The 23,195-nt window shown below is 45.3% G+C and carries 18 protein-coding genes; 8 read left to right on the top strand and 10 right to left on the bottom strand.

Annotated elements, in window-relative coordinates; all coding sequences use genetic code 11:
- Positions 1–80 precede the first annotated feature (80 nt).
- Positions 81–1,157, top strand: coding sequence for an adenylate/guanylate cyclase domain-containing protein (locus IW644_RS14260; protein WP_269918153.1), 1,077 nt, complete (start codon positions 81–83; stop codon positions 1,155–1,157).
- An 86-nt stretch (positions 1,158–1,243) separates the two neighbouring features.
- Here IW644_RS14260 and IW644_RS14255 read toward each other — a convergent pair whose 3' ends face one another.
- The 4 genes from IW644_RS14255 to glnK all read right to left on the bottom strand — a co-directional run bounded on the left by IW644_RS14255 (position 1,244) and on the right by glnK (position 5,882).
- Positions 1,244–2,170: a Dyp-type peroxidase gene (locus tag IW644_RS14255; RefSeq protein ID WP_179982138.1), complete on the bottom strand. Its 927-nt coding sequence runs from the start codon at positions 2,168–2,170 to the stop codon at positions 1,244–1,246.
- Positions 2,171–2,352: 182 nt separating this feature from the next.
- Complete coding sequence (gene ggt / locus IW644_RS14250) at positions 2,353–4,044, bottom strand: gamma-glutamyltransferase (RefSeq protein ID WP_179982137.1); 1,692 nt, start codon at positions 4,042–4,044, stop codon at positions 2,353–2,355.
- Positions 4,045–4,263: 219 nt separating this feature from the next.
- Positions 4,264–5,511: an ammonium transporter gene (locus tag IW644_RS14245; protein WP_118490503.1), complete on the bottom strand. Its 1,248-nt coding sequence runs from the start codon at positions 5,509–5,511 to the stop codon at positions 4,264–4,266.
- Positions 5,512–5,543: 32 nt separating this feature from the next.
- Positions 5,544–5,882, bottom strand: a complete 339-nt coding sequence (gene glnK / locus IW644_RS14240) for a P-II family nitrogen regulator (RefSeq protein WP_012516988.1) — start codon at positions 5,880–5,882, stop codon at positions 5,544–5,546.
- A gap of 242 nt (positions 5,883–6,124) precedes the next feature.
- Between glnK and IW644_RS14235 the strand changes: the two genes are divergently transcribed.
- The gene (locus IW644_RS14235; protein WP_269918152.1) at positions 6,125–6,967 is read left to right on the top strand and encodes a hypothetical protein; all 843 of its coding nucleotides are present in this window, start codon (positions 6,125–6,127) and stop codon (positions 6,965–6,967) included.
- A gap of 72 nt (positions 6,968–7,039) precedes the next feature.
- On the opposite strand, the gene IW644_RS14230 is transcribed toward IW644_RS14235, so the two are convergent.
- Positions 7,040–7,780, bottom strand: a complete 741-nt coding sequence (locus IW644_RS14230) for an AraC family transcriptional regulator (RefSeq protein ID WP_269918151.1) — start codon at positions 7,778–7,780, stop codon at positions 7,040–7,042.
- Between the two features lie 167 nt (positions 7,781–7,947).
- Between IW644_RS14230 and IW644_RS14225 the strand changes: the two genes are divergently transcribed.
- Together IW644_RS14225 and IW644_RS14220 are read left to right on the top strand one after the other, a co-directional pair.
- Positions 7,948–8,871, top strand: a complete 924-nt coding sequence (locus tag IW644_RS14225) for a DUF808 domain-containing protein (RefSeq protein WP_269918150.1) — start codon at positions 7,948–7,950, stop codon at positions 8,869–8,871.
- Positions 8,872–9,289: 418 nt separating this feature from the next.
- The gene (locus IW644_RS14220) at positions 9,290–9,574 is read left to right on the top strand and encodes a hypothetical protein (RefSeq protein WP_269918149.1); all 285 of its coding nucleotides are present in this window, start codon (positions 9,290–9,292) and stop codon (positions 9,572–9,574) included.
- 282 nt (positions 9,575–9,856) lie between these two features.
- Here the strand turns inward: IW644_RS14220 and mrcB are convergent, their stop codons facing one another.
- Positions 9,857–12,208, bottom strand: coding sequence for a penicillin-binding protein 1B (gene mrcB, locus IW644_RS14215; RefSeq protein ID WP_269918148.1), 2,352 nt, complete (start codon positions 12,206–12,208; stop codon positions 9,857–9,859).
- 268 nt (positions 12,209–12,476) lie between these two features.
- Here mrcB and IW644_RS14210 point away from each other — a divergent pair, with 268 nt between their 5' ends.
- Entirely contained in the window at positions 12,477–13,751 is a 1,275-nt protein-coding gene (locus tag IW644_RS14210; RefSeq protein ID WP_269918147.1) for a lytic murein transglycosylase, read from the top strand.
- Positions 13,752–13,839: 88 nt separating this feature from the next.
- On the opposite strand, the gene IW644_RS14205 is transcribed toward IW644_RS14210, so the two are convergent.
- Together IW644_RS14205 and hrpB are read right to left on the bottom strand one after the other, a co-directional pair.
- Positions 13,840–14,652, bottom strand: a complete 813-nt coding sequence (locus tag IW644_RS14205) for a DUF4198 domain-containing protein (RefSeq protein ID WP_269918146.1) — start codon at positions 14,650–14,652, stop codon at positions 13,840–13,842.
- A gap of 179 nt (positions 14,653–14,831) precedes the next feature.
- Positions 14,832–17,555, bottom strand: coding sequence for an ATP-dependent helicase HrpB (gene hrpB / locus IW644_RS14200; protein ID WP_333473870.1), 2,724 nt, complete (start codon positions 17,553–17,555; stop codon positions 14,832–14,834).
- Between the two features lie 186 nt (positions 17,556–17,741).
- On the opposite strand from hrpB, the gene thpR reads away from it, so the two are divergent.
- Together thpR and purU are read left to right on the top strand one after the other, a co-directional pair.
- Positions 17,742–18,395: an RNA 2',3'-cyclic phosphodiesterase gene (gene thpR / locus IW644_RS14195; RefSeq protein WP_269918144.1), complete on the top strand. Its 654-nt coding sequence runs from the start codon at positions 17,742–17,744 to the stop codon at positions 18,393–18,395.
- A gap of 223 nt (positions 18,396–18,618) precedes the next feature.
- On the top strand, positions 18,619–19,473 hold the full coding sequence (gene purU / locus IW644_RS14190; RefSeq protein WP_179982126.1) for a formyltetrahydrofolate deformylase: 855 nt from the start codon (positions 18,619–18,621) through the stop codon (positions 19,471–19,473).
- A gap of 77 nt (positions 19,474–19,550) precedes the next feature.
- On the opposite strand, the gene IW644_RS14185 is transcribed toward purU, so the two are convergent.
- Together IW644_RS14185 and IW644_RS14180 are read right to left on the bottom strand one after the other, a co-directional pair.
- Positions 19,551–19,988 carry a hypothetical protein gene (locus IW644_RS14185; protein ID WP_269918143.1) on the bottom strand — a complete coding sequence of 146 codons (438 nt, stop codon included), beginning with the start codon at positions 19,986–19,988 and terminating at the stop codon, positions 19,551–19,553.
- A gap of 64 nt (positions 19,989–20,052) precedes the next feature.
- The gene (locus IW644_RS14180) at positions 20,053–20,571 is read right to left on the bottom strand and encodes a YgjV family protein (RefSeq protein ID WP_269918142.1); all 519 of its coding nucleotides are present in this window, start codon (positions 20,569–20,571) and stop codon (positions 20,053–20,055) included.
- Positions 20,572–20,826: 255 nt separating this feature from the next.
- Here IW644_RS14180 and IW644_RS14175 point away from each other — a divergent pair, with 255 nt between their 5' ends.
- Complete coding sequence (locus tag IW644_RS14175; protein WP_269918141.1) at positions 20,827–23,016, top strand: M3 family metallopeptidase; 2,190 nt, start codon at positions 20,827–20,829, stop codon at positions 23,014–23,016.
- The last annotated feature ends 179 nt before the right edge of the window (positions 23,017–23,195 follow it).

The following is a 23,195-nucleotide window of genomic DNA, read 5'->3' as shown; positions in this document are numbered from 1 at the left end:
CCTTTATACTTTCTTGGCAGCATAATTATTGACCGCATTTTTGCTGTTTTTCTGTAGGAAATTAAAAGGTGTGATTAACAATGGACTGGCAAATAAGCGCGCTTGTTGCACTTACTGTTTATAGCACTGTTATCAGTATTCTTTATGTAAGGCGAAGCAGGCGCTTCAAGTATCGACTTAGAACGGCCCTATCCCGCAACACGAGTAAGTATGAAGCAACACTGCAGGCTGCAGACGAAGCCCGGTTTCAGGCCGCTGCTGATGAAGCCTTAAAACTTACCCAAACTTTCCAGAAATTTGTACCCCGCCAGTTCGTTGAGCACATGGCAACTACCGATGTAGATTCATTGGAGCTTGGCTATGCGGCTGAAAACGATGTTGCCATCATGTTTTGTGATATTCGTGGCTTTGCAGGTTTTTCCGAGCGTATTACTCCACAAGAACTAATGAACTTCCTCAATTCGTATTTCACGCGAATGAATGACCCTATTCACCAAAACCGAGGCTTTATCGACAAATTTATGGGTGACGGCATCATGGCGTTATTCGACCATCAAGGTGGCACGCCTAAAGAAAAAGCATTGGATGCGGTACAAGCTGCATTAGATTTACGTAAGGCATTAACGATTTATAACGGACATCGGAAAAACTGCGATTACGAAGCTATAAATATGGGGATAGGTATTCATTTCGGCCAAGTCATTATGGGAACCGTGGGCTCGGAAGATAGAATGGATACCACGGTTATAGGCGATAGTGTAAATATAGCCTCTCGACTAGAAGCCCTAACGCCTAAGTATCAAGCCGACATTATTGTGAGTGCTCAGGTGCTTCAAATTATCGGCCCTAACGATTCTCTTAGAACCCGCCTACTTGACTGGGTTAGAGTTAAAGGGCGAAAAGCGCCAATCGAGATATACGAAATTCTCAGCCACCTGCCAGAAAAAGAGCAGGAAAAGAAACTTGCGGTGCAAACGAAAATAGCCGCGGGTTTGGCATGTAGAATCAATCAGCAATGGGATGAATCTATTGCATACTTTGAAACGGCCTTAGCAATAAGCCCCAATGATTCACTTGTACATCACCACCTGGATGTGTGCCGTATCTACAAAAACTTAGATCTTGCCCCTGACTGGGACGGTGCTTTGGTTCTTTAGTCTTTATCGCGCTATCACCTTCAAGCGACTAACATCCTGATGGAGTATTCCACCTTCTAATCAAGATGGGCGTTAATTCAACACTCTTAGTTTTCCGATAGCTTCGCTTGTTGCCGAATAAAGGTCACAGAGGGTGCAAAGAAAGCAGCACCTGTTTCGGCACTGGTGAAATCTAGCCAGCGGTCGTAGTCGCCTTCTCCGTTGCCGTATATCTGACTATGAAGCATTTGTTTAAAAGGCCGCGCGCTCGCACTACAACTTACAAAGAATAACCCTTGGGAAATCATATCGCCGTAAGGCATGCCTTGCTTTATTAGTCTTGGTTCATCGCCATCAGGGGCCACCGTACTTGCCCTGACATTATGTGACGACTCTGACTGCTCACTACTGACTAAGTTATGCTCTTGCGTTGTGCCCATGACCTGTTCTTGTTGACGGCTAGACAGGCTGTTCCAGCGCCTTAAATCATGGCGATAACGTTGGACGTGAACATAGCTGCCACCGCTAAAATCAGGGTCATCTTCTCCGATAATCCCCACTTTTCTGCGCTTCATGCCGCGAGGGTTATCCGCGCCATAAAGATACCCATTGAGGTCACGCCCATCTAAATATCTAAACCCTCTTATCTGTTCAACAAGCTCTACGTGAATGCGCAATAGGTCCATCACTTCAATGCCAACGGCGTGGCAGATATCTAGCCTATCAGCGCGAATTTGAATAAAGAGATCACAAGGCATAGTGGGCGCACTTCGGTCTTCGCATTGCATATCGGGAAAGGGGGCAAGTTCAATGGGTATCAAACCCGGGTAGACTTCTGCCCAATAACCAGTACCTATGGCTACTACTCCTGTAACCATAGCCTCGTAATGCTCATTTTCGAAGTGCTCAAAAATATCCAGCACGCGAGACAATTTTGCGCGCACGGCTTGGCTATCATCGTCAATTACGTTCAGTAACAAATACTGTGCATGTAAGTTGGGCTCAGCGCAGAGGCCTTTTTGTGGTTGTGTCATTGCCGCTCTTTTTGTTATTAACGTCTTACTATGACGCTTCGCTGCCGACGAACATTCGTCACGCTTTGTATTGCGAACCTTTTTATCAATTGTAGCAACTACTTCAAACTTAAAAACCTTTTCAAGTGAAGCTAAGTTTTATTGAGCAGATAGTCTATCGCTTAATATTTACTCTAGTGTGCTTAATAGCCCGCTGCTTGTCCATCTTTTCGCGTTTCTGACGCGCCAAAATAGACACCTTTTTGCTCATCCCAAGCAATGGCTTGGTAACCGCCAAATGCGCCTACAACGCGCTGTAGCTTATGCCCTCGCTCCATGAGCTCTCGTTGAACGGTTTCACTAAAGCCAGACTCTAAGCTCACATAGCCGCCATCGGTCATAAGCGCCCCAGTTGGGCTACTTGAACCACTGTGTAGTATGCGGGGAGCATCTCCCGCTTCTTGTAAATTCATACCGAAGTCGAGAATATTCACAATAATTTGTGCGTGCATTTGCGGCTGTGTCCCGCCGCCCATTACCCCAAAGCTCATTACGGGGTTGCCATTTCTTGTTACGAAAGCAGGAATAATAGTGTGGAAAGGACGCTTGCCTGGGCGGTACTCGTTAAAGTGCCCTTCTTCAAGCGTAAACATCTCGCCTCTATTTTGAAGAATAAAACCAAGTCCAGGCGGCGTCATTCCTGACCCCATGCCGCGGTAGTTGCTTTGAATCAAAGACACCATATTGCCCTCTTTATCAGCAACGGTAAGATAAATGGTATCTCCTTCATAAATGCCCGCATCAACACGATTTGCAGCGCGTTCGCTGTCAATCAGCTTTTGGCGCTCAGCGGCATATTCTTTTGAAATCAGCCAATCGACGGGAATCTCATTAAAATCTGGATCAGCGTAGAACTTAGCGCGGTCTTCGAAGGCAAGCTTTTTGGCTTCAACAAAGGTATGTATGTAGTCAGCTGAATTAAACCCCATTCCTTCGATATCGTAACGTTCTAGCACATTAAGAATCTGTAGTGCTGCGATGCCTTGTCCGTTTGGCGGAAGCTCCCATACATCGTAGCCGCGGTAGTTAGCGGAAACAGGCTCTACCCACTCAGAGGTATGTGAAGATAAATCCTGGTATGACAAAAAGCCCCCTTGGGACTTCATATAAGCATCGATAGTACGGGCGATATCCCCTTTATAAAAGGCATCACGCCCCCCAGTTGCGATCTTTTCATAGGTCACGGCTAACCCGGGGTTTTTAAAAATGTCACCCTTCTGCGGTACCTTACCATTGATAAGAAAGGTCTCCGCAAAGCCATCGTAATGGCCAATTCGTTCTTGATTCATCTGCCAGTAGTAAGCAATGACCTCGGAAACCGGAAAGCCTTCACGGGCATATTTGATAGATGGCGTGAGCAACGCTGACATAGGCAGTTTGCCAAACTTCTCGTGTAGCGCAAACCAACCGTCTACAGCACCAGGGACAGATACGGGCAGAGGACCAAATTTGGGTATTTGATGAAGACCGCGTTCAGCAAAGACCTTTTTGGTTAGCTGTCTTGGCGATCGGCCAGAGGCATTTAAACCTACCAGCTTTTCTTCTTTTGCATCCCACACAATGGCAAATAAGTCGCCGCCAATACCGCTACCTGTTGGCTCAACCAACCCCAACATGGCGTTCGCCGCAATGGCTGCGTCAACCGCGCTACCACCTTGTTTTAAAATATCCAACGCTACTTGCGTGGCTAATGGTTGGCTAGTGGCCGCCATGCCGTTCTTTGCAATAACTTCTGAGCGACTTGCGAAGGGTTGCCCCGTTATTCTGTCATAGCCCAAACAATTGATACTGAAAAAAGCCAATATCAAAGGTAGTAGTCGCACACTTACAGTCATAACTATCCTTTTACAAAAACGTTGCCGTTGATAAATCTAGCCTAAACCCTTTAAAACATAGTGTAGCGTTATTGTCACATTACGCCTAGGGCCTTTTCTTTAGTCTTATAGCAACTAAAAAGTACATGACTTTGAACGAAAAAAGCCCCGCAAGTGCGGGGCTTAAACGAAGTAATAAGGCATTATTATTGTTATTTCATTTGCCTAATCGAGACTCTCTTACGAGCGGCCGCTTGTAAAGTCTGGGTATGCTTCCAGACCACACTCGCTCATGTCTACGCCGTCGAACTCTTCTTCTTCGCTCACACGTACACCCATTACCGCTTTAATCACTAGCCATACCACTAGGCTTACTACGAATACCCATACAAAGATAGTCGCGGCGCCAATTAGCTGACCAGAGATGCTTGAACCGTCATTTGTGAAAGGTACAAGGATTAGACCTAGTAGACCAACCACACCGTGAACTGAAATTGCGCCCACTGGATCGTCAATCTTAAGTTTATCTAGTGCAACAATGCTAAGCACTACTAGGATACCGCCTAGGCCACCAAATAGAGTAGCTTGAAGAGGCGTTGGTGTAGATGGCTCGGCTGTGATTGCCACAAGACCAGCTAGCGCACCGTTAAGTACCATAGTTAGGTCAGCTTTACCGAATAGAATACGTGCAACGATAAGTGCAGCAATTGCACCACCTGCAGCTGCAGCATTCGTGTTCATAAATACGATTGCTACTGAGTTTGCACTTTCAACAGTTGCAGTAGCCAGTACTGAACCACCGTTAAAACCAAACCAACCCATCCAAAGGATGAATGTACCTAACGTTGCCAGCGGCAGGTTAGCACCAGGGATAGCATTTACTTTGCCGTCTGCAGTGTATTTACCTTTACGCGCACCAAGCACAAGCACGCCAGCAAGCGCCGCAGCCGCACCAGCCATGTGAACAATACCAGAGCCAGCAAAGTCAGAGAAACCTAAATCGCCAAGCGTATACATACCGAATACCGCTTCGCCGCCCCATGTCCAAGCACCTTCCATTGGATAGATGAAACCTGTCATAACAACTGCAAATGCTAGGAATGCCCAAAGCTTCATACGCTCGGCAACCGCACCAGATACGATAGACATTGCTGTAGCAACAAAAACGACTTGGAAGAAGAAGTCAGCAGAAGGTGCGTATGTTGCTGGATCTTCAGCTACACCTGTTGCGCCGTCACCCATGATACCGCTTAGGAATGGACCCCAGTCGCCACCGCCATACATAATTCCGTAGCCGCAAATCATGTACATGGTGCAAGCAATTGCAAATAGTGCCACGTTTTTAGTTAGAATTTCTGTGGTGTTTTTCGCTCGAACTAGACCAGCTTCAAGCATCGCAAAACCTGCAGCCATCCACATAACCAGTGCACCGCAGATTAGAAAATAAAAGGTATCTAGCGCATACCCAAGTTCAAAAGTGATTTCCATTATGGTTTTCTCCGCAAATATATCGTTGTGGCTTACAGCGCGTCGCTATCCGACTCACCAGTTCGAATACGAACGGCGTGTTCAAGGTCATAAACAAACACCTTGCCGTCTCCAATTTTGCCTGTTTTGGCAGCGCCAACGATGGCTTCTACCAGGCGCTCTACTTGATCATCCTGAACAGCAATTTCCAGTTTGACTTTAGGTAGAAAATCCACCTGATATTCCGCTCCGCGGTAAAGTTCAGTGTGTCCTTTTTGACGTCCAAAGCCCTTCACTTCGGTCACGGTCAGACCGTCGATACCGATTTCTGAAATGGCTTCACGAACATCATCTAGCTTGAACGGCTTGATGATCGCTGTGACTAGTTTCATGAGTTGCTCCCAGTTTGTTTTGGTTATTCTGTGATTTATGGTCGTGTTTCCAACTACGGGAAGATAAACCAAGAGCCATGCCACAAATGTTTCCATATAAAAATCATATATATAGCTACAAACAAGCGGTCCTTGCACAAAAATAATGCACATTAATGGTGCACAAGTTAAAAATTGCCCAACAATGAAGCGGCAAAAGAAATTACTGAGGTAAGGTGACTAAAAAGTGCGATGAAATTAGGATGGAACTATTCGATAGCGTGAATGGTCTGTTGTTTACTATGACAACTATCACTCCTACTTTCTTTGCGCCTGAACGCAGCATCGAACACCATGCCCTTGCTAAAAAAACGGCGTGGCGGCCGCTATTAATTTCAGGAGGTGTACACGTATTTGGGGTGATTTTGGTTGTCTTACTTTCTCAGTTGAGTATTGATGATCAAAAAGCACGTGTAAACATTTTGGAGCGAACATCCGAGATAAAAGCTCGCCTGTATTACCCTCCCATGCCACGACCTCAAGTGACAGAAGATAAGCAGGTTGAACGCCTTAATGAAACACGTAATAACGAGCTTAAGCCTGATGTGTTTAAGAGTCCGCAAGCGACTGATAGTAAACCCAAACCATCAGAAAAAGTAGAAGCCCACCAAGAGATAAACCCAGCGACTGAGGAACAGCTAGCACCGGTTGAAAGTAAGCCGGATAAAACGCCGCCATCCTCGAGTCTTTCCAATGATGTAAATCGACGGGCGGGTTCGTTAAACCTATCGGTTAAAGACGGGGCTGCACGCTATTTTGAAGAATATAACAACAACAAACTCGCTGAAGACGCTAAACAAGCAGCAAGAGAATTTCAAGAACAAAAAAACAGCCCTATATTAAGCGGGCCAAGCACACAGCAAATACAAGCAAAAGAAAATCGACGCCCTTCAAAGCGCGTAAACTGTAGCAGTACGACCAATAAAACCTTGGCTATATTGAGTGGAATTGCGGGTGGTAGCCTGGAATGCACCAAAATGGACGATCACAAACGTTTTATAGACGCCAGAGTGAAAAAATTACCCCAAGATGAAAATCGAAACTAGGGCGTGTTGATTATTGCTTTGCTTTTTTATAGTAGTCCGTAGCTAACGAGTGCTCCCCTTTAGCAAGGCGTATTACTTTCTCTTAAAAGTCTTTGGTGGTTGCCCGAAATACGTTTTAAAACGACGGCTGAATGCCGCAACGTCTTCATACCCCGTGGTTTGAGCTATGCTCGACATAGGCGTATCGGTATTTCTAAGCAGCGCTTTGGCTTTCTCCATCCTTATCTTCACTAGGTAATCACGTAAGCTAAGCCCAGTGGCTTGTTTAAACCGAGTTTTGAACTGTGTGGTTCCCATACAGGCCATCTCTGAAAGCAACTGCAACGTATGCGATGCCCCTAAGTCATCATGTATATGGCTTATTACTTGGGTGATTCGCTTGTCTGCTCCCGCGCCCACCTCACTTTTTGCCAGCAATACCTGAAATAACGCGGTCATTTCATCGTGCCCGTAAAAAGCGTAATTGGTTAACTGCACTTCGACAAAACTTAAGAAAGCTTGAAGGGCGGTATTAACCTGGAAAATAGGGTTGTGTTTGTCTTGCAACTGTACTGGTACTGAACGTAAGTCGGCAACCACAAACTTTGCATTTTCGTTTGCACTAAAGCTATGTACTTCGAGGGGCGCAATACACACTCCCTCCCCTACACCAACGCTGCCTGTAAAATAGTCTTGCGCTATTTCTATATGCCCGTTTACAGGCAATACTAACTGATAAAAAGGATGTGCGTGACTACAGGCTTTTCTGGCATAAGAACGAACTGAAAGCGACGGTAATTGTGTTGCTTCATCTATTTCTCTGTCGTTACTCACACTGACTCCTGCCTTTTTCTCTGATGTCACGTTATTCATAAGTTGCCAAAGGTAAGATGCTGCGCGTATTCTTTGTATGCCGCAACTACTTATCGCTTGCCGATTTGCTATGTTAGTGAAATATAAAAACAGCACACTTAATAACAACGAATACAAGGAAAATCACTGTGGCCGCAGCTAACTTACTTGCCCTACTTGATGATATTGCAACGTTAATGGATGACATCGCAACCATGTCAAAAGTCGCAGCACAAAAAACAGCGGGCGTTTTAGGTGACGATTTAGCAGTAAATGCCGATCAGGTTCAAGGGGTTAAAGCAGATAGAGAACTGCCTGTTGTATGGGCTGTTGCAAAAGGCTCGCTTATCAATAAGGCCATCTTGGTTCCCGCAGCGTTAGCCATAAGTGCCTTCATACCTTCACTTATTACCGTGTTATTGGTGCTGGGCGGATTATATTTATGTTTTGAAGGCGCTGAAAAACTGCTTCATAAATATCTCCCCCATGAAGATGAGGAAGAAATACGAGAAGCCCGAATTGAAGCGCTCTCTAAAGACGATGTTGATATGGTGGCTTTTGAACAAGACAAAATCAAAGGCGCTATACGCACCGACTTTATATTATCTGCTGAAATCATTGTTATTGCGTTAGGTACCGTGACAGATGCAACGCTCACAACGCAAATTGGTGTGTTAGTGGCACTAAGCTTAGCCATTACACTTGGCGTATATGGACTAGTCGCGGGCTTGGTTAAAATGGACGATGTGGGCCTTTACATGCTTCGTAAGTCACTAACAGGCTCAATGAACACCCTTCAACGACTTATCGGCAGAGCATTGTTAGTTGCCGCGCCCGCGCTAATGAAAACCCTTGCGGTAGTGGGTACGGTGGCAATGTTCTTAGTGGGCGGCGGCATCCTTACTCACAGCATAGGCTTTCTACATATTTTTACCGACTGGTTTACCACACTTATCCCAAGCGCATCATTGGTTATGTCTATACTGGCAGATGGCGTAGTAGGTATTGTTGCTGGCGTTATCATTGCGCTAGTAGTGACAATGGTTTCCAAATTTAAAGGCAAAAAGTCCTAGGGCCGTGCTCTGTGCTTTATCTTTTTGTTTAGTCTTTTTTCTTTGCTTTTTCACCTTCTCTCTTAAGGGAGGGCGTCGCGGTTTTCTGTACCGCTGCCCCTCCCTTTAGCACTTTATCTAACAAAAAATACCTTAGCCCACGCTTTCTAAATCGTTGCGTTAGTCATTTTGACCACCCTCATATGAAAAGCACTAAATTTTAGTATTTTTGTTATAGGCAAACTTTTCACCTACTTTCCCAATAAAAATAAAGTTCCATAATTTCAAGCATATAGACTTTTTTAACGAGTTGGCACATCCCTCGCTATAAACTAATTGTTAATTGATAACGACTTATTATCGAAACCTTTAGCAACATGATAGCTGCCACGCAGTATGTTCAAGTGCAGTGTCTAACTTACTTTTTTAGGAGATTACTATGTTTATCGGTCGCAAAACTTTCACTGCACTAACTTTAGCAACTAGCGTATTGAGCGCAGCAGCATTCGCTGACGAATCTCAGAACAACATTGTTTCACATACAGATTTTATCGTTGAAAGCGCCATGAATGACGTAAAACAGAACTTAGCGCTGGATGTGACCTATGACGTGTTAACTACAAGTCACACATTTGAACCAGAAGTAGAAGAAGCGCGCTCATTGGTTGCAGAGATAACTATTACACCAATTGAGTCAGTCAGCTCGGACGATAACGACGCATAAGGAGAGTGCACATGTTAACCGCCGCAACCCTATTTATGATAGTACTCGGGCCGGTTATTGCGTTTGCTGTAAGTGCGCTGGTGTTTTCTACAGCGCGCCTATTCCTTCAGAAAGGGCATTGAAAACGCAATAAAAACAAATAGGTGCCGAACCGACTACCACAACTTGTTTTGCCTTCCCTGGGCCTTTTACTCCAGAGGGAGATAGAAAGCACGGACTGTACGCTAGCTATGCGTTCCCAGAGCCAAGTGATTGTGTTTTCTATCTTCTTACTGGAGTTTTTTATCCGAATATGCGTTCCCACCAGCTTTTTTCGTCTTTATCGCTGTCCTTATCTACTGGGCGACCCGAGCAGTCTTGCTGAGGCGGAGGTAGTACATCCAAAATAGCCGGTACGCTTAAGCTTTCAGCACAACCTGCAACAACGACTGCACCGGTTTTTGCATCGAAATGCGCAATGCCCAAACCTTTCGGGAAACGCCTTGATAATGATTTAGGTGACTGAGACTTCATGTAGTTAATGAAAACGGGAAGCGCGCCACCTGCACCGGTTAAATTAACGGGTTTATTATCATCGTTACCTACCCAAACTGTGACCACATTATTTCTATCGAAACCGCTAAACCAGCTGTCGCGGTAATCATCTGTGGTTCCCGTTTTACCGGCCATGTTCACATTACCAAAGTTCCAACCTATACGTTTCGCAGTGCCTTCTGTGGTTACTTTGTACAACGCGTAATTAAGCAGATAGGTGGCAGCCTCATCAGTTCGCTGACTAAAGAACTCCGCTTTTTTCCAAAGCAAAGCATTATCCGCTGTCACTACAGAGGTCACTGTATGAAGGGGTATATAGCGCCCGTCGTTAGATAGGGTTTGATACATTTGATTAGTGCTAAACGGTGTCAGTTCGAAGGCGCCTAGGGTTAACGACGGTACTTTATCTACTGGCGTAGTAATTCCTAAGCGCTCAATGGTATCGGCTAACGCATCTAAGCCTATCTGCATGCCTAAATTAACTGTTGGCACGTTCAAAGATTCGACTAACCCCTGAAGCAGAGGCACCTGCCCTCTGAACTCTTTATCGTAGTTTTGCGGCGACCATTCGGTGCCGTTTCTACTTTCAAGGGTAATTGGCTCGTCTTTAAGAGGTGTAGCCAGGTTAAACTGGGTGGGATCTTCTAAAGCTGTTAAATACACCGCAGGTTTAATCAAAGAACCTATTGGCCGCTTAGCATCTAGTGCTCGGTTGAAACCCTTAAATGCAAAGTCCTTACCGCCCACAATCGCGCGCACTTCACCACTTGCACTGTCGGTGACTACCATGGCACCTTGCAATGGTACGCTTCTATCTTTTTGTAGGCCATTTAGGGTGCCAGACAATGCTTTTTCTGCCCTGCGCTGGGCGACAATATCCAATGTTGTAAACACCTTCACGCCCGAGTCTCTTAAGCTTGGCTCTGCTAAAATTTCATTAAGCTCTCGACGTACCTGCTCCATGAAAGCAGGGTGTTTGCCGCTTGCTAAACTCGCACCACTGGCAAGCCCTATCGGCATGTTCACGAAACGTTCGTAGTCTTGACGACTTATTTCATTTTCATCGAACAACATGCGAAGTACTAAATCACGTCGCTCTTTTGTTCGCTCGGCATATTTGCGTGGATTGTAATAAGATGGGCCTTTAATAATGGCAACAAGCGTGGCTATTTCAGGCGTACTTAACTCGTTGGCTGGTCGGTCAAAGTAGAAATAGCTGGCAAGTCCAAAACCATGTACGGCCATGTCACCGTTTTGACCTAAAAACACTTCGTTCAAATAAGCTTCAATAATTTCTGACTTGCTGTAACGTGCGTCAATGATCACCGCCATGATAGCTTCTTTTGCCTTACGCACAATTGAGCGCTCACGGGTTAAAAACATGTTTTTAACCAGCTGCTGCGTCAGCGTGCTGCCACCTTGAACCGTACGACCAGCAGCAATGTTTGCCATTAGGGCTCGCAATATTGAAAGTGGTGCAACACCATGGTGGTTATAAAAATTGCGATCTTCCACCAGCGTCAGCGCTTTAGGTAACATTTCAGGAATAGTATCGAGGGTCACAAGCATTCGGTCTTCTTGCGAACCGCTTGTCATACGCGTTACTAACCAAGGTTCTAGTTTTACAGAACCATAAGGTCGCCCTTGCGATTTGTCATAAATTTCCCCAATGCGTGCACCTTCCCACGTTATTACCAAGTGTCGAAGAGGCTCAGCGCCTTCAGGGAACTGAAACGCTCGGCGCTGCACGGTTAACACCTTGTTTTGATAGCTGTATTCACCGCTACTGTCAGCAAAAGTCACCTTGCGATAGCCAAGCAAATTGAGTTCATCAATGACTTCTTGTGGCGTGATCTCCTCGCCTTTACTTACTTCTAAAGGACGTGCGAAGATTTGCGCAGGTACTTCCCACTTGTTACCCGAGAACGCATGTTTAATTTGTGCGTCGAGATAAAACGCATAAGCCCCGAGCACCACTAAGCCAATTAAAGCGACTCGCCAGAACAGCTTGAAAAACCACGAGCGCTTGGCTGAACTCTTACCCTTGTTGGTTGCTTTGCTTTTTGAAGATGATTTGTTTTGTGTCTGTTTTTTTGCCACGTGAAAACGCCATGAAGATCATTGAAGATGACATCGCATACTTTGCGATATAGGTTTAACGAACGTCGCTTAAAACGTTAGTTTTAATAGTATCAACATTACCATTCGGGCCGCCGCTCAACAACTGTTTCCAAATATACACACCTATTGCCCATTTACTATTGATGCGGAATAAAGTACTTCTGTACGCACTAGGAAAAGTGAATTTTACTCGCGTTTCACGGTCACAATGCGATAGCATGCTGGTAAGTAACACAGGAATCGTACTATGCGCTTAGCTTCATTTAAGTCTTCTTTTCTTTCTGATCGTTCACCTAAGAAGGCCAAGTCTTACACCTCATTCATTCGTACATCTTTGGCTCTGCTTATTGCTAGTGCGTCAATTAACTCCGCGTATGCAAATGAACAATTTGCTAGCTGTACCGCCGTACTTGCAGATAAAGCAAAGCAAGAAGGGGTTAGCCAGCAAACCATTGATGATGTATTTCCTCACCTTATTCATCAGGACCGTGTGATTGAGTTAGACCGAAGCCAACCAGAATTTGTACAAACCTTTCCAGGATACTTTAGTAAACGCGTTACCGATTGGCGCACTCAGAAAGGCAAAGAGATGTACGCTAAGCACGAAGCGCTTTTGCATAAACTCAGTGATAAGTACGGCGTGCCTCCTCACTACCTGCTCGCTTTCTGGGGCTTAGAAACAAACTTTGGCTCTTACAAAGGCAAAATGCCGGTACTTGACTCTCTTGCCACGCTGGCTTGTGACAAACGAAGAAGTAAGTACTTTACCCAAGAGTTTCTTGTGGCCGTGAAGCTAATGGAACGGGAAAAGCTTCAAAAAGAAGACATGATTGGTTCGTGGGCTGGCGCTATGGGTCACACTCAGTTTATGCCTTCAGCCTATACCCACTATGCCATTGACGGCGACGGCGACGGGCAAATTAATTTGTGGGCAAGTGAAGAAGATGCGTTATCTTCTGCCGCGAACTTCCTTGCAAGCCTAGGTTGGGAGCGCAGCTTCCGTTGGGGTCGTGAAGTGCAGTTGCCTGAGAACTTTGACTATCAAGAGTCTGGCTATAAAAATAGAAAACCTCTTAGCGAATGGAACGCTCAGGGTGTGAAGAAAGCCGATGGTTCTGCGCTGGGCGAAGACGATACCACAGCTTATGTTATCGTGCCTGCAGGGCATAACGGCCCTGCCTTTATCGCTTACAAAAACTTCCGCGTTATTATGCGCTGGAACAACTCTGAATTTTATGCCATCGCCGTAGGCGTATTGGCCGACCGCATCGCTGGGGCGTCTGGTATTAAAGCAACCTTACCTGATCTCCCCGCCTACAGCCGCAAAGACATTATTGCGCTGCAAAGTAAGCTAAATAATTTAGGCTTCGATGTGGGCAAACCAGACGGCATCATTGGCCCTGCCACTCGCGAGGGTATCCGCAACTACCAAATTAGCAATAATATGATCGCAGATGGTTTTCCAGGTTTGGAAGTAATGGCAGCACTTAATATTGACCTTGCAAGCAAGGCTACCTCTTAGTCTTGATTAAAAAAGCGCCCTTTCAAGGGCGCATTAATCATTTGGTATTTTTAGTAATCGGTAAGGTGAACACCGTCCAGCTTATTGGTTACTGAACGTATTCAAACGTTAGACTTGAAAAGTAAGTTTCAAAATCTGCTGCAGAACTATTTGTAAGGGGTACGCCCCAAACCGTATTTAGCATAACAGGCCCTTCGACATTAAGTTTAAACGTCGCCTTTCCTTCACTGTCAGTTTTAACCGCTTGCACTTCCACGCTGTGATCAACTAAGGATGCTGCATCGATAAGTGCATTGCTTAGGGGCTTTCCTTTGAACAAAACCTGAACAGATAAAGTGTTATCTGAGAGTTTATAAGGGTGTTCAAGGGGCACTATTTCTAACGTATGGCCAATTGGTTTTAGGGCATTGTCGGTCATTGCCTCACCTACTTGCACAATAGTTTTTGCTTTCCTTGAATAAAGCTCTTTTCCGGCGATATCGTTTTGCCCTCTCGCCTCACGATGGGCTAGTATTTCTGTTAAACCTTCATCTTTCGCATACTGATTAAACTTCTTCGCTTTTAGTACACTAGTAGCATGATAGCTTTCAAACCCTATAACGTGAGTGCCAGGTGAAAGCTCGACCGTTTTAGCCATGCCAGGTAGCATTGACGTTTTAGGTACTACGCTAGCGGCCATATCACTCACGCCGTTAGAAGAATAAGTGCGCAACGCGACTATCCTATCCCATGAGAGGTTCCAGTGAGAGGTATCTTCTTTATGGCCTACTTTAAACTGCAAGGCAACAGCACTTGGCTCTTGTGAACGGTAGCTTGCTGGCTCTAACCAAAAATCGTGAGCCTGAGCACTTAAAGATGTAGCAAACAGAAAGCCCGCGGTGGCTAAACTGGATAATTTCATAGCGTAAGGTTACCTAAATAAAAGTTTGTAATTGCTACCATCAACTTAGCTTAGTTTTTATTGTGTAACCACTGTCGTTAAAAACAGACTGTGTAAGAAACTGGCGTATAAGCAATGGCTGGTGTTTGAAATACACAACAATCAACTAAAAACATTAAGAGGTATAGCCGCAGTAGCGGCTACATATGTTTTTTTGTCTTGCTGGTCGGCAATGCATTGGCAGGATCATCCGGCCAAAAGTGCTTGGGGTAACGCCCCTTCATCTCTTTTTGTATTTCCTTATAGCTGCCTTGCCAAAACGCACCTAAATCACTGGTGGTTTGCAGTGGCCTACCTGCTGGCGACAGCAGCTCGCACACAACAGTCACTCGCCCACCCGCTAAGGTCAATGGAGCGCTTTGCGAATACAATTCTGGCATTTTGACCGACAGCACCACATCTCCATTGTCGCGATAATCTAAGCTAGCCTCTCTACCCGTAGGAATAGGCATGTGAGTGGGCAATAGCGTGGCCAATGCATCTTGCTGAGGCCAAGATAACCCATTATTCAAAGCTGTTTTCCACGGTAACTGCTTAAGGCTTTTAATACTTTTACAGCTTTTCAAGACAGGCTCTAGGCTGTCTTTTGCCCTATGCACCAGGTCGCTTAATGACAATGGCCAGGGATCTGGTTCATCAAAGGCTTTATCTTGCGGCAGATTTAGCTTTGCCGCCATCTGAACTCTTCGCCACCATTGCCAATCGGCATCCGACAGTGGCCAACTGGATAACGGCAAGGTATCGAGGTAGGCAAACCAAGCTTCGCACATTGCGCTATCCCAAAACGCTTTCTCGCGGCTTTTTTCTTGACCGGATACTGGCGTACTATTTAGCGTTATGTCATAAAACCCCGTACTTACTCTGGCTTCCATTACGCCAGTATCGCTGTTAAGAATAACGCTACGCTTTTCGCTAAATGCGTCAGGGAAAGCTAAACGCAACCAGCGCTCAGGGACACGCTCAGCTAGGCGTATTGCCACTGTGCTTTTGATTAGCTGCCCCTCAAGCACCGCTATCCAAGGTTCGTTATCTTTCTCGCTTTCATTGGAAAATGTATTACCGGCTGTAGCGGTTAGCTCAGCCCCCTTCCCACTCGCCAACTTGTACTCAATAATATGTGACTGTGAAGCACCGCTTCCCGTAGCCCCTTTCGTTGTGACTTTCGAATTACCAGAATTACCGCCATGGTTGCTTGGCGCATTTCGCCGGTAGCCTACTTGCAAAGGAAAGGCGATGGCAATACAAAGGCCAAGGGCGCGTTCGTCTAATGCGTTAATGTCAGGCTTAAAAGTCTGCGCTTTCCCCTTCTCGTTTTGCACATAACGCGCATAACGGGAAGCTTGTTGTATAAGCTGATTGCGAGTGCTGCTATTAGCATGAAGCAGCGCATCCATTACGTTTGTCGTACCATTTACATTAATATTGCTTTCGCTTATTGCCACAACAAACGGCGCAGCAAAGCGAAGCGCACTATTTTCATCAGCACTTAGCCCCTCTATACCTGTTTTTGCCGTTAGCAATAAGTGGGCTAAATGGGGCTGGCATGGCAGCTGGGCCAACGCTCTTCCATAAGGGGTAATGTTTGCCTTTGAAACAGCATTAACTCGGCAAAGCTTTTGCTGTGCGACCTGCAGTTGTGCTTGTGTAGGTTGAGTCAACAATGCCAACGTATCTGGGCTGCTACCCCACGCCAGAGTATCAAGCAAGAAGCTGCTCAAGTCCTCTTTTTCTATTTGAGCCGCATTATGTTGGGCCAAACGCTCGAAGCTGCTTTTGCTGCATAACCTGTAGCAGGTACCGGCCATTACCCGTCCCGCTCGCCCTGCTCTTTGCGTGGCAGATGCTTGCGAAATACGTTGCTGGGTAAGCGCAGTAATATCGCTTGAAGGGTGATACTGAGCGCTGTTCTCCCACAGAGTATCAATAACTACTGTCACGCCTTCAATGGTTAAACTTGTCTCTGCAATGTTGGTAGATAATATGATTTTTCGCCTGCCCTGAGGGTCTGGCGCGATGGCTGCTTGTTGTGCTGATTTTCCTAAAGCGCCATAAAGCATGTGAACGGCTATGTCCGCACTTTCAGCTAACCCTTTTATTTCTCTGGCAACAGCATTTATGCTTCCTCGGCCGGGAAGGAACACTAAAATATCACCATCGTGCTCGCTTACTGCCTGTTTTATGAGATTACTGGTTTTCGGTACTAACTCATAAGCCTGCACATCTTGGGTGTAGCGAACATCAACAGGAAACATACGACCTTGCGTTTCCAAGTTCGCTACTGGCAGTACGCTAAACCCATTGAGCAATGTTTGAAGTGGCGCAATATCCAAGGTTGCCGACATCACCACTAGGCGTAAGTCATCGCGAAGCCCTGACTGGACTTCAAGTGCCAGCGCCAAACCAAAGTCACTATGAATACTGCGCTCATGAAATTCATCGAATACAATAGCATCTACACCGGTAAGCTCTGGGTCTTGCTGAATCATGCGCGTTAATACGCCCTCGGTTATTATCTCAAGCCGAGTAGCTGACGACGTTTTTGACTCGCCCTTTATACGATAACCAACTGTTTCACCCACGTTTTCATTTAACTGTTTTGCTAAGTGGTCAGCAAGATTTCTTACCACCACCCGGCGAGGCTGCATAAGCAAGATTTTTCCTTTTAGCGAAGATTGCAGCAGCGACAAAGGCAGCACAGTAGATTTCCCTGCCCCCGGAGGCGCCCCTATGATGATGTTGTTAGTCGCTACGGCTTCTTGTAGCGGCGTAACAAGTTCATAAGCGGGTAGGTGAGAAAACGGTTGTAACATAAAGGGCATAAAGGTGTTATAAGTTGGTGGGTATAGTGTACCTGATGTAAACAATGCACTCGAACATCACAGCTATTTTTTTAAATTTGGTAAATACTCAATACGCGGGACTTGTTTTGGAACTCGTCCACAGCGCCATGATAAACTTATTATCGTACAGACGTTCGCTGCCTTCTTAAGCTTGTGGACAGCAATACTGTTTAACGTACATAGATAGGGCAAATTTAAAGGAGGAAAGCTATGCGAAGCTTTATTGGTTTAGACCTTAGCGCCACAGAAAAACTTGCTCTAGATAGCTGGCGTCAACAGGCGTTGCCTGAAGTAATGCCACGTCAATGGGTGAAAAGCGAGGTAACCCGTACTCGTAAGTCTGGCAACAAGCGTAACGAGCACATCAACAGCCAAGGGCCCGCAGTACCTTATGCTGTGCCAGCAGCAAACTTTCATATCACGCTTTGCTTTTTAGGCGAGATAAATCACCGTCAGCACGAAGCGCTTGTGTATGAACTCGATCAGCTCGTCAGTGAACCATTTTCTCTGACTCTCAATGCCACTGGGTTATGGAATGGACCTAAAATACTCTTTGCTGCACCTACTGATACGCCAAAGGCACTTAATGAGCTCGCTAAACTGGCGCGAAAAGCGGCCCGTAAAGCGGCAATCGAAGTAGAAAACAGAGAGTATAAGCCTCACGTCACTCTTGTGAGAAAGGCTACGACGACATTGCCGCTACCGCTTTACAGCCCAAGCGTAGACGTTCACGTCTCAGCATTTCACCTATTTGAGTCTGTAACTACGCCGCAGGGAGTGACCTACCCTATTCGTCAATCTTGGCCGTTGAAACATAATATGTCGGTAAGAGAGAAACTTCGCCGCGGTATTACGGACGAGTAAACCAGCTAAATAATGAGTGGCGAGCAAAGAAAAATGTACTGCCGCACCGGATTATCCGCACCTGTAAAACTATGACAAACGCCTTTTTATGGCTAAGCAGCTGTGATCTTTGAGTGTGATTATGAGTTATAGCAATTTAAGCTGGTTTTAAATTGCCTATAGCCTTTACAACGCCTAGCGTCACGGGTAAAAAGATAACCTGTTTTTTATTCACACTGCCCACATGCAACAAACATTTAGATTAGTTATAGACTGCCCTGACCAAATCGGGCTAGTTGCCAGCGTGTCGCAATTTTTAGCCGACCATAACGCTACCATCGTTGAAGCCAGCCATCATACCGATTTACAGACCGGCCGCTTTTTTATGCGCCATGAAATTAGTACTGATTCGCTAAAACTAGACCACCAAAGCTTTGTTAAAGAGTTCACCCCACTTGCTAACGAGTATCAGATGAACTGGAAACTCAGTGATTCAGACAAAAAGCAGCGCGTTGCTTTGTTAGCGAGCCTTGAATCTCACTGTTTAGTTGACCTGCTTCATCGCTGGCATACTGGCGAGCTGCACTGTGATATTCCAGTGATTATTGGCAACCACCCGCAAATGAAACAGTTTGCTGACTGGTACAAAGTCCCTTTTCATTGGGTAGACTTTAAAGCCTTAGGAAAAGAAGCAGCGTTTGCGCAAATCACCACCTTACTTCAAGAGTACAAAATTGATTTGACCGTGCTTGCCCGCTTTATGCAGATTTTACCTGATACGCTATGCCAAGAGCTGGAAGGTAAAGCCATTAACATTCACCACAGCTTCCTACCTAGCTTTGCTGGCGCTAAGCCATATCAGCAAGCGTATGACCGCGGCGTAAAATTAATTGGCGCAACGTGTCATTACGTCACCAAAGACTTAGATGAAGGTCCGATCATCGAGCAAAGCGTAAAACGTATCAGCCATAGCGACAGCGCAGCTGACATGGTGCGCAAAGGTAAAGACTGTGAAGTAACCGCACTGGCTCACGGTGTGCGTTACCATTTAGAAGACCGCGTAATTATTCACAGAAACAAAACCGTGGTATTCGCGTAAGCTTTTACAATTGCCTAATAAAAAAGCCCGACAGTAACATTACTCTCGGGCTTTGATTTGGTCGAGTCTCGCTCTATCTAGACATTCTTTTTCACGTTATTGAACCCATCTTCACCAAGTACTTCTTGAAGCCTAGCTTTTATTACGGCTCCCTTGTGTGGATAGTGAAAATCAAATCCTCTGCCATTCTTGTCTAAAATTACCCCTAGATATTGGTTAGAGTAATTAAGCGCATAAATTCTGTCAGCGTTCACTTTCAGTGGCTGGCGGTCATAACCGTGTAAGAAGTGAAACACAACGCACTCATTCTCTTTTTCTATTAAGCTTTCGATAGAATATTTCTTGCTGAGGCCCCTACTTCTGAAATAGGAAACAAAGCCAATAAGAACCCCTACACTACTAATGGTCATTGCAAGCTTTAGATCGTCTTCTACATTTAAGCGCAGGACAAAAAGCGCCAATAGAAAAGCAGGAACAGCGAAAAATAGAGCTTTGTCGATGGATTTACGTTGCATTACCTTGCCTCTGGGTTCAATTCCGTTTGACCATAAATACATCACAAAACAACTATATATTCAACTAAATTGGGCTAGTGCGCATGGCACGTCTAAGCTTCATGTAGTACCACAGGTTTGATACTGCAAATAGCGCTTCGGTAATAGCTAAGCCCCACGTTTGAGTAATCACACCGTATGCCGTGAAGTTGATTGAACCTATAATCATACACACGCGAAGGCCAGCCTCTTTACAGTGCAGTTCGCCAAAGCGATAAGCCATAAAAGTTAACACAGGCATAGCCTCAATCAGCGAGGTTTTACCGGTTAAATTATTTACTGTCAGTACAATCACCATCATAGTGATTAAAGTGATGTAAGTTGCAATAGGCGACAGGAGCTTATTTTTTATTATGCGATAGCTGGTACTCATTCCTGCTACCGTTATAACTACCACTCCTCCCCACGCTTGCTCAAAAGCCAAAAGAGAACCAATAGCAATACATAAACCTAAATTCAGCAGCAGTAATTTGCGTTCAGTATTCGACCAAAAGGAGGCCAAGGCGAATGCTACGGGAAACCCGTGGAGAAGTAATTCAAACATGGTGATCACAGTAAATAAGTCAGTGGTTTACGCGCTGTGGAATACAGCTAATTCAGAACGCGCGCAGTGTAATTTCCAACCAGCGCAAAGCCAATCAAAATTTGTGCAATTTCGACGAATTGCATACCAGTACGATTTCCCCTCCAAACCGCTGTACTGCAAGGAATTACGTTAAAGAGCATTTAACTTATTTTTACATTATCTTAAGATGGTTTTTGTCAAAAAACCTATAGATAAAAACAGACAGGAAAACTCATGGGTAAATTTAAAACATCACTTACCGCTATAGCGGTTGTGGTTGCACTTGGTGCATGTTCACAGCAAAAGGCACCAGAAACGTCTAGCACAGAAGTGCAAAATACAACGGCATCTCAACAAGCACAGTTTGATAACGTGCTGCTTCAAGAGTTTAAAGGCCCCTATGGCGGTGTACCTGCGTTTGATAAGATGAATTTGGAAGATTTAAAGCCTGCGCTAGAAAAAGCTATGGAATTGAATCTTAAAGAAATTGAAGCTATCGCGAACAACGAAGCGCCACCAACGTTTGAAAACGTTATTGTAGAAATGGAGCGAGCAGGTGCTGAACTTAGTCGCGTATTCACTTACTACGGCATTTGGAGTTCAAACAAGTCGAGCCCAGAATTCCGCGAAATTCAGGCAGAGATGTCGCCTAAACTATCGGCTTTCTTCACACAAATTACGCAAAACGAAAAGCTTTTTGAAAGAGTTAAAGCGGTATATGAATCTGACGAGTTAGATTCACTTACGCCAGAAGAACAGCGTATCACATGGATGACTTACAATAGCTTCGCACGCAATGGCGCGACCTTAGATGGCGAAGCGAAAAAGCGCTACGCTGAAATTAACCAAGAGCTTGCTACGCTACACACTAAGTTTTCTAACAATGTACTAGCAGACGAAGAAAACTACGTTACCTATATTACTGAAGACCAGCTTGACGGTTTGCCTGCCTCATTTGTTAAGGCAGCAAAAGCGGCAGCCGAGTCTCGCGGCGAAGAAGGTAAATATGCAATTACCAACACGCGTTCTTCAATGGACCCGTTCTTAACATACTCCACCAATCGAGAGCTTCGCGAGAAAGTATGGCGTACTTACTACAACCGCGGTGACAATGCTGACGAGTTTGATAACAACGACATTATTAAACGTATCTTAACTCTTCGTGACGAACGCGTTGAGCTATTAGGTTACGAAAATTACGCTCAGTGGCGCTTAGAAGATCGCATGGCAAAGAACCCAGAAAATGCCATGGACCTTATGATGAAAGTATGGCCTGCCGCTATTGCTCGTGTTGAAGAAGAAGTGGCCGACATGCAAGCCATTGCCGATGAAGAAGGTGCAGATATTACTATTGAACCTTGGGACTACCGCTTCTATGCGGAGAAAGTACGCCAAGCGAAATACGACCTAGATTCAAACGAAGTAAAGCAGTACTTACAGCTTGATAAGCTTCGCGAAGCCATGTTCTACGTTGCTGGTCGCTTGTTCAACTTCAATTTCACGCCTGTTGAAGAAGGCAAAGTGCCGGTTTTCCACGAAGACGTAAAAGTATGGGAAGTAACCGACAAAGACAGCGGTGAACACATTGGTCTTTGGTATCTTGATCCGTTCTCACGTCAGGGTAAGCGCTCTGGCGCTTGGGCAACTACATATCGCTCTTACACTACCTTTGATGGCAAGAAAACTGTATTGTCTTCTAACAACTCGAACTTCGTAAAAGGCGCTGAAGGCGAAGCCACGCTTATTTCGTGGGACGATGCTGAAACCTACTTCCACGAATTTGGCCATGCACTTCACTTCTTAGCGTCTGATGTAGAATACCCGTCGTCGCATTCTGGTGTACGCGATTACACTGAGTTCCAGTCTCAGTTGCTAGAGCGCTGGTTAACTACTGATGAGGTTATTAACAACTATTTAGTTCACCATGAAACAGGTGAGCCTATTCCTGCTGAGCTGGTAGAAAAAATTAAAAAGGCTTCAACCTTCAACGAAGGCTTTAAAACTACCGAGTACATGGCTTCTGCCATTATGGACCTGAAGTATCACACCACCGATCCTAGCAAGATTGACCCTGATACTTTTGAGCGCGAAGAGCTTAAGAAGCTGGACATGCCGGAAGAAATTGTGATGCGTCACCGCTCACCTCATTTCGGCCACGTATTCTCAGGCGAAGGTTATGCGGCGGCCTATTATGGCTACATGTGGGCAGAAGTGCTAACTGCTGATGCTGCAGAAGCCTTTATGGAAGCACCGGGTGGTTTCTACGATAAAGAAGTGGGCGACCGCTTAGTGAAATACCTATTTGCTGTGCGTAACGCAATGGATCCAGCTGAAGCGTATCGCAAATTCCGTGGCCGTGATGCCAAAGTAGACGCACTAATGCGCGACCGCGGTTTCCCTATTCCTAAGGAAACGAAAGAGTAAGCGTTAGCTGATGCTCTAATAAGCATTGCTTAAACTAGCCCTCGGTTCTATGAGTAGTCCGAGGGCTTTTTCGTTTATGTTTACTACCAGTCCACATAGATAAAGTCTAATATTTTTTGTTGACCTTTTGGTCAATTATGCTTCACAATCGTTTTGACCTATTTATTAGCAAAAAGTAT

The sequence above is a fragment of the Alteromonas sp. PRIM-21 genome (assembly GCF_027563165.1).
GTDB lineage: Bacteria > Pseudomonadota > Gammaproteobacteria > Enterobacterales > Alteromonadaceae > Alteromonas > Alteromonas macleodii_A.
Note: the sequence above shows the minus strand (reverse complement) of the source record. Positions and strands in the feature narration are given on the sequence as shown.

Bases quoted from the DNA above. Each gene is read 5' to 3' on its own strand.
- IW644_RS14260 (WP_269918153.1), top strand. From the start codon at position 81: ATGGACTGGCAAATAAGCGCGCTTGTTGCACTTACTGTTTATAGCACT.
- IW644_RS14255 (WP_179982138.1), bottom strand. From the start codon at position 2,170: ATGACACAACCACAAAAAGGCCTCTGCGCTGAGCCCAACTTACATGCA.
- ggt (WP_179982137.1), bottom strand. From the start codon at position 4,044: ATGACTGTAAGTGTGCGACTACTACCTTTGATATTGGCTTTTTTCAGT.
- IW644_RS14245 (WP_118490503.1), bottom strand. From the start codon at position 5,511: ATGGAAATCACTTTTGAACTTGGGTATGCGCTAGATACCTTTTATTTT.
- glnK (WP_012516988.1), bottom strand. From the start codon at position 5,882: ATGAAACTAGTCACAGCGATCATCAAGCCGTTCAAGCTAGATGATGTT.
- IW644_RS14235 (WP_269918152.1), top strand. From the start codon at position 6,125: ATGGAACTATTCGATAGCGTGAATGGTCTGTTGTTTACTATGACAACT.
- IW644_RS14220 (WP_269918149.1), top strand. From the start codon at position 9,290: ATGTTTATCGGTCGCAAAACTTTCACTGCACTAACTTTAGCAACTAGC.
- IW644_RS14210 (WP_269918147.1), top strand. From the start codon at position 12,477: ATGCGCTTAGCTTCATTTAAGTCTTCTTTTCTTTCTGATCGTTCACCT.
- IW644_RS14205 (WP_269918146.1), bottom strand. From the start codon at position 14,652: ATGAAATTATCCAGTTTAGCCACCGCGGGCTTTCTGTTTGCTACATCT.
- thpR (WP_269918144.1), top strand. From the start codon at position 17,742: ATGCGAAGCTTTATTGGTTTAGACCTTAGCGCCACAGAAAAACTTGCT.
- purU (WP_179982126.1), top strand. From the start codon at position 18,619: ATGCAACAAACATTTAGATTAGTTATAGACTGCCCTGACCAAATCGGG.
- IW644_RS14185 (WP_269918143.1), bottom strand. From the start codon at position 19,988: ATGCAACGTAAATCCATCGACAAAGCTCTATTTTTCGCTGTTCCTGCT.
- IW644_RS14180 (WP_269918142.1), bottom strand. From the start codon at position 20,571: ATGTTTGAATTACTTCTCCACGGGTTTCCCGTAGCATTCGCCTTGGCC.
- IW644_RS14175 (WP_269918141.1), top strand. From the start codon at position 20,827: ATGGGTAAATTTAAAACATCACTTACCGCTATAGCGGTTGTGGTTGCA.